At 52.2% G+C, this 7,098-nt stretch carries 5 protein-coding genes; 1 reads left to right on the top strand and 4 read right to left on the bottom strand.

The window, feature by feature from the left end:
* The coding region (locus ACWIZX_RS09770; RefSeq protein WP_448335618.1) for a lytic transglycosylase domain-containing protein at positions 1 to 2,234 on the top strand (2,234 nt) is incomplete at its 5' end.
* Positions 2,235 to 2,286: 52 nt separating this feature from the next.
* On the opposite strand, the gene ACWIZX_RS09765 is transcribed toward ACWIZX_RS09770, so the two are convergent.
* From ACWIZX_RS09765 to ACWIZX_RS09750, 4 genes are all read right to left on the bottom strand, one after another.
* Positions 2,287 to 3,576 carry a dihydrolipoamide acetyltransferase family protein gene (locus ACWIZX_RS09765; RefSeq protein ID WP_322793133.1) on the bottom strand — a complete coding sequence of 430 codons (1,290 nt, stop codon included), beginning with the start codon at positions 3,574 to 3,576 and terminating at the stop codon, positions 2,287 to 2,289.
* Positions 3,576 to 4,547 (bottom strand): alpha-ketoacid dehydrogenase subunit beta, encoded by a 972-nt coding sequence (locus ACWIZX_RS09760; protein ID WP_322793132.1) that lies wholly within the window; start codon positions 4,545 to 4,547, stop codon positions 3,576 to 3,578. Before ACWIZX_RS09760 ends, ACWIZX_RS09765 begins: the two co-directional genes overlap by 1 nt.
* Before the next feature lie 12 nt (positions 4,548 to 4,559).
* The gene (gene pdhA, locus ACWIZX_RS09755) at positions 4,560 to 5,519 is read right to left on the bottom strand and encodes a pyruvate dehydrogenase (acetyl-transferring) E1 component subunit alpha (RefSeq protein WP_322793131.1); all 960 of its coding nucleotides are present in this window, start codon (positions 5,517 to 5,519) and stop codon (positions 4,560 to 4,562) included.
* A 175-nt stretch (positions 5,520 to 5,694) separates the two neighbouring features.
* On the bottom strand, positions 5,695 to 7,098 hold a 1,404-nt coding region (locus ACWIZX_RS09750; RefSeq protein WP_448335617.1), incomplete at its 5' end, for a hypothetical protein.

Raw genomic sequence — 7,098 nt, 5'->3', positions numbered from 1 at the left:
CCGTACGGTTAAACCAGGGGGATACAGCCCTGCTGCTGGGCGACACCCAACGCGCCCGACAGGAATATCAATCCGCCGCTCTGGCAACCAGTGATCCTGAAATTCAGGCAGCCGCTTTGGTAGGAATTGCCCGCTCCTATTTTGAAGAACGAAATTACCAGCAGACCATTGATACCTTGCTGGCATTGATAAACGAACACCCGCCCAATCAATCCCTCGCGAATGGGTATTACTTTCTGGCGGAAGCCTACCTGAATACAGGCGAAAATCAAAAAGCAGCCGAAGCCTATGAAATGTATTTACAACTTAAGCCGGGTATTCTGGATGATCTGATTGCTGAAAAAGCGGGGGAAGCCTGGATGGCCACCGGTCAATATGAGCAAGCCATTCAATCCTTCCAGAAAGCCATCCAGGCCTCCGATACGCAGGATACTGCCCGCTTGAAAATTCGTATCGGTCAGGCTTACCAGCAAATGAATGATCTGGAATCCGCCATCCGCCAGTATCTGGATGCCTACCAAAGTACAAGCAATGAATATTACAAAGCCCAGGCAAACTTTCTGGCAGGCCAAGCCTATCTCATTCTGGGATTTCCGGAGCAAGCCTACGCCCGCTTTCAGGATTCGGTCAACAACTTTCCACGTTATTACGACACCTATTCCGGGCTGATTGAACTGGTCAACGCTGGTCAACCGGTCAATCAACTCAACCGCGGGCTGGTCAATTATTTTGCCGGACAGTACGCCCTGGCAGCCGAAGTTCTGCTGGGTTACATCAACAATAATCCGGACCACGACGGCATACCTCACCACTACCGCGCCCTTGCCCTCCGCCAGATCAATAACATTGAAGGAGCACTGGAAGAGTGGCAGACCTTGATTCGCGATCACCCCGGCGACTCGTTTTACTCCACAGCCTGGCAGGAAATTGCCTATACGCAGTGGGCGTTTTTGGAAAACTTTGAAGCGGCTGCTTCAACGCTTTTAGATTTTGTTTCCCAAAATCCTTCCGCCAGTGAAGCGCCCAATGCCTTGTTTAGCGCTGCGCGAATTCTGGAACGCAGCAATCGCTTGACCCGCGCCGCTGAAACCTGGGAACGACTGCTTCAAGAATACCCGGCTGCCTCGATCAGCCCGCGCGCTCAATTTCTGGCTGGCATCACTTACTACCGCATCGGCGCCGATGAACGCGCCTTGAATGCCTTTCAAAGACAGGTGGTGCTTTCCACTTCACCAAACGATCAGGCTGCCGCCCTGCTGTGGATTGGAAAAATTCAACAGCGGGCCGGTAACCTCGACGATGCCCGCGCTTCCTGGCAGCAAGCCGCCTCACTGGACCCAACCGGTTATTACAGCGAACGAGCGGATGAACTGCTCAACAATCAGCCGCCCCTTCATCCGCCAGCGGTGTATGATTTGGGTGTAGATTGGGCAAGCGAGCGACAACGGGCAGAAGACTGGATACGCGACACTTTTTCCCTTCCTCCTGAAACGGATTTGGAAGGGCTGGGGGATTTAGCGCAAAATCCGCGCTTTATCCGCGGTATGGCTTTATGGGAACTCGGTCTCTACCAGACCGCCCGCGGTGAATTTGAAAGCCTGCGTGAAGAAATCTCTTCAAATCCAACCGCGCTCTACCGTTTTCTGAATATCATGCTGGAAATTGGGGCATACCGGCCTGCCATCTTTGCCAGTCGTCAGATTCTCAATCTGGCCGGCATGGACAATCTGCAAACGCTGACTGCCCCGCGCTTTTTCAATCTGGTGCGCTTTGGGGCTTATTACAAGGACGTGGTGATGCAGGAAGCCAATGAAACCGGCCTTCACCCGCTGCTCCTGTTCAGTATTATTCGCCAGGAATCCTTCTTTGAAACCTTTGTGATTTCCAGCGCCGGTGCGCGCGGGTTGATGCAGATCATGCCTGCAACGGGACAGGAATTGGCTGAACGCTACGGCTATCCGGACTTTCAGGTGGAAGATTTACACAATCCGTTGATCAATATCCGACTGGGAGCCAAATACCTGGCGAATCAACGTGATTATTTTGGAGGCGACCTGTATCTTGCTCTTGCAGCATACAATGGCGGTCCGGGCAATGCCTATGCCTGGTCACAACTTTCCGGCGGCGACCCCGATTTGTTCGTGGAAGTCATCCGCTTTGAGGAAACACAGCGGTACATCCGCTCAATTGCTGAGATCATGAATATCTACCGTCTCATCTACGAGCGCAAATAAAACAAGGACTGGTCGCTGACCAGCCCTGTTTGCAAATTCAACTTTGTAATCCTTACAGCAAAATCAAGGCCGGTTTTTCGAGGTAATTCTTCAAGGTCTGCATGAATTTAGCCGCCTCTGCCCCATCGGTAATCCGATGATCGGCAGAAAGGGTCATCTTCATTCGTAAACCGGGTTTGATCACACCATTTTCCACAACCGGCACTTCTTTTACGGATCCAACTGCCAGTATTGCCGCTTCCGGCGGATTGATGATCGCCACAAAATGCTCAACTTCAAACATGCCTAAATTACTGATCGAGAATGTTGAGCCTTCAATGTCCTCCGGGCGGACTTTACCAGCCCGCGCCCGACTAACCATTTCCTTGACCTCTTGAGAAATCAAACCAAGCGATTTGAAATCGGCATCTTTGCAAACAATCGTCATCAGGCCGTTCTCCAGCGCGACCGCAACGCCAATGTTACGGTGTCCATGACGAACAATCTCGTTCCCCTGCAAAGAAGCATTCAGGTTAGGGAACTGCCGTAAAGCAAGCGCAGCAGCTTTGATCATAAAATCATTGACCGATAATTTCTGCTCCTCAGGCAATTGAGTGTTGAACTGCTTGCGCAGATCCATGAGTGCTGCCATGTCCACTTCGCTGGTCAGGTAAAAGTGCGGAATCTGGGTTTTGGATTCGACCATACGCTTTCCGATGATAGCGCGCAGTTTATCCACTGCCGCGCGCTGATCTTCCATCGCAGGCAACGGCATAGCAGCCGGGATTGGCGCAGAAGGCTGGACTGCAGGCGCTGCAACAGAAGGCAGCGGCGTTTCAATTTCTGGTGCAGGTTCAGCGGGCGCCGATTGCAAAACCCTCTCGATATCACGCCTGACAACCCGCCCACCGGGGCCGCTCCCCTGTACCTGACTCAGGTTAATGCCATATTCGAGTGCCATGCGGCGGGCAAGAGGTGAGGCTTTGGTGCGCCCCTCTTCATCGGCGGTCACAATTGGCGCTTCAACAGCAGTAACAGTCCCTGTGGGCTGACCTGCAGGTTGAGCCGCTGCCAGTGGAGATTCTTCTGCAGCCGCTTCGCCCGGCAAGTCTTTCACTTCTTCACCGGGGGCTGCTATGACCGCTATCGGGGTGCCTACCGGCACCACATCGCCAGCCTTGACCAGATGACGATACACAATCCCTTCTGCGCTGGATTCAACTTCAACGGTGGCTTTGTCGGTTTCAATCTCAGCCAGGACCTGCCCTTTTTCAATTTTTTCACCTTCGCCGACCACCCAGCGCACCAGCGTACCTTCCGCCATATCAAAGCCCAATTTGGGCATGGCAATAATCTCAGCCATTACAACACCTCCTTGACCGCCTGTATCACATCCTCCACCTGAGGAAGTGCCATTTGTTCCAATGTACGGTTGTAAGGCAGCGGCACTTCAGCCTGTGCCACCCGCTTGATGGGAGCATCCACATAATCAAAGGCCTCTTCATAAATCCGGCTGGCAACTTCTGCACCGACACCGTAAGACCGCCAGCCTTCTTCTACGATGACAGCCCGGTTGGTCTTTTTGAATGATTCTAACACCGGCGCCATATCCAGGGGACGCAACGAGCGCAAATCCACAATCTCGGCTTCGATGCCTTCTTTTGCCAGTTGATCGGCGGCTTTGGTGGAAATCTCCAGCATCTTGGAATAGGTCACAATCGTCACATGCCGGCCTTCCCGTTGAATGGTGGATTTGCCCAGCGGGACAATATAATCCCCCTCCGGCACTTCACCGCGGGTCTGGTACAGTGTGGCATGTTCGATGAACAGAACCGGATCCTGACTGCGAATAGCCGCCTTGAGCATACCCTTGGCATCCGCAGGCGTACCGGGGGCAACCACCTTCAAGCCGGGGAAATGAGCAAAAATTGCATCGGGGGTTTGCGAGTGAGTAGCACCCAATTGCCGTCCTCCACCTCCCACCGCACGGATGACCAGCGGTAAAATCATTTGCCCGCCAAACATGTAGTGTAGTTTGGCTGCCTGATTGACGATGTGATCCATTGCCGAAAAGGCGAAATTGATGGTCATTAATTCAGCAACAGGGCGCAGACCGGTTAATGCCGCCCCAATTGCTGCACCAATAATGGCTGCTTCTGCAATCGGTGTGTCGCGCACTCGCTCGGGTCCAAAGTGATCATAAAAACCTTTGGTCACGGCGTAGGTACCGCCCCAAACCCCAACTTCCTCTCCCAGAATGAAAACACTGGGGTCTCGTTCCATTTCCTCCCACAACGCCTGAGAGATGGCTTCGCGCATGGTTATTCGTGCCATAGTGTCACCCCGTTATCCTTCAACGTAAATGTGCTTGAACAATTCTTCTGCCGGCGGTTCCGGGCTGGCTTCGGCAAACGCTACCGCATCATTGACCTCTTCTTCGGCCAATCGAATTTGCTCCTGAAGTTCTTCTTCGGATGCGATGGTATTTTCCAGTAAATAACGGTGATAAATACCGATGGGATCGTTTTCCAGCCAGGTTTTTACTTCTTCCGAAGAACGATACCGCTCCGGGTCGCCCATCGAATGCCCTCGGAAACGATAGGTGATCACTTCTAAAAATTGTGGACCGCTCCCATTGCGAATTTCCTCATAAAGGCGCGCTGAAACTTCGCGGACTTTGATTACATCCATGCCGTCCACCGCTTCACTTTTCATGCCATAGCCATCCGCTTTGCGGCGCATTTCTGAAACCGCCGAAGCCCGATCTACCGCGGTGCCCATGCCGTATTGATTATTTTCACACACCCACAGGACCGGCAGGTTCCATACCTTGGAAAGATTGAGAGCTTCGTGAAAATATCCAATATTGGTAGCGCCATCTCCAAACATACACACCGTCACCGCTTTGTTGTTCTGGTAAAAATCCCCCAGTGCCAGACCAGCTGCAATCGGCAAATGCGCGCCGACAATGGCATGACCACCCCAAAAATTCTTCTTGACATCGGCGAGGTGCATTGAACCGCCCTTCCCACGCGAGCAGCCGGTAACCTTACCAAGCAATTCCGCCATCACCTCCCGCGCGGAAAGGCCGCAATTGATTGCCACGCCATGATCGCGATAGGCGGTGATGATGCGGTCTTCAGGTCTCCTCACGGAGATCAAGCCGGTGCTGACCGCTTCCTGTCCGATGTACAGGTGCAAAAAACCGCCGATTTTACCTTGCTGGTACAACTCCGCCGAACGTTCTTCAAGCCGGCGAATAACAACCATTTGATGATAAAGATTGAGATATTCTCGTTTCTCCATCGGCTGGAGATCCTCCTTTGTTCGATGTATCCTTCCATCCGCTGACCCCGCTGCGGGTCACATTTGCCAGTTAACTGGACAATTTCACAGGCATTATACCAGAATCAAAAACCCCTCACAGGGGTTTGTAGCACCTGAAGGGGTGGATTTCAGATTATCCAGAAGGATGATTGGATTATTGACTTTTCTCCGGAAGCTTTTTAAAAAAAGCCATCAAATCTATCCCGCGTTGTTTCAAATACAGCCGCCTGCCAATAAACCAGATCAGACCGCTGACAAAAACAATCGCTAAAAGAACAGCCGACTGTCCGTCAACCGGTAAAATGTTGACCTGAAAGACATACGGCAGGCTGATTGCTGCGATCAAGATCAACAGCGTAGTTCCCCCCAAAAAGCGCACCCAGCCCCGCGATGGTCTATCCTCTCCTTCTGCAAGGAAATGATAGGGATTTTTGATCATTGCCAGAACCGGCAACAAAAGCCCAAAAGCCACAAACAGCGCAAAATTGTAATGATTTCCAATCCAGTTTGCCTGCGCCGCATCAATGACCACCAGCAGGGCAATCATGGTCACCAATAGAAGCGCAAACAGCGGGCTGTGCTGCCGGGCGTGCACCAGACCAACCCACTCCGGCATGAGGCGGTCATCTGCCCAGGCTTTGATAATACGGCTCAAGGAGATCATATATACCTGCACAACCAGAACAAACATCATTACCCAGATGACGGCTAAAAAGAACAATAAAAGCGGGTTGGGCTGGACAACCGCCGCATAAAACGGCAGCCAGGGCAATACAATTCCCCGCAGTACACCGGTTGAACTACCCCCGCCAGGGGTTGAAACCGGCATCGGTAAAACCACTCCGCCTTCGCCAGTAATGCCCTTCAGGCGCAGAAAACTTTCTGCTGCCAGGAATTGCCACGAAATGGTTCTTTCGACCAGCGCGACCGCTGCAACACCCAAAAAACCAGCCACAATCAGCGCCAGCAAACCGGCTGGGACGATATTCCGCCGGTCAGTACGCAGCTCACCGGACATCCACACCGGTAAGCCCAGTGCAAAGAAGCCCGATAGCCCAATGATTAAGCCAATGGCAATCATCTCAGGGAGGGTCTCGCCCTGCGCCTTCATCCCCAATTGAAAGGCAAGATTAAGATGCAGAGAATGCGAACCAGCACCAAAAATTCGGTCAAACAATTCGCTGAATCGGTTTTGAGGAACAGATGAAAACTGACCAAGAATTAAAAGCCAGCCCGCAATGGAAATTCCAGCTCCCCAGCCGATGATGCTTCGGATTGCCCGCGGAGAAAGGATGGAAAAGATAAATGCCGTAAAAATCAATCCGCTTCCAATGTAGACCATCACCTGCGGATTATTCAGTGCAACCGCAAAAACCTGTAAATCGTAAATGCCCAGTACATTACCGAGCAGGTTTGCCAGATCAGGCAGAATTAACCGTGCAAACATGCTTGCCAGAAAGCCGATAAACAACCCGCCCCCAATCAAAAAAGTCCAACTGAACGCAAAACCAAGCGGGGGATGAATGACACGCGTGCCAAAGTAGTAATCCGGCGCTTC

The sequence above is a fragment of the Bellilinea sp. genome (genome assembly GCF_053501535.1).
This window is presented reverse-complemented; position numbering and strand designations above follow the sequence as displayed.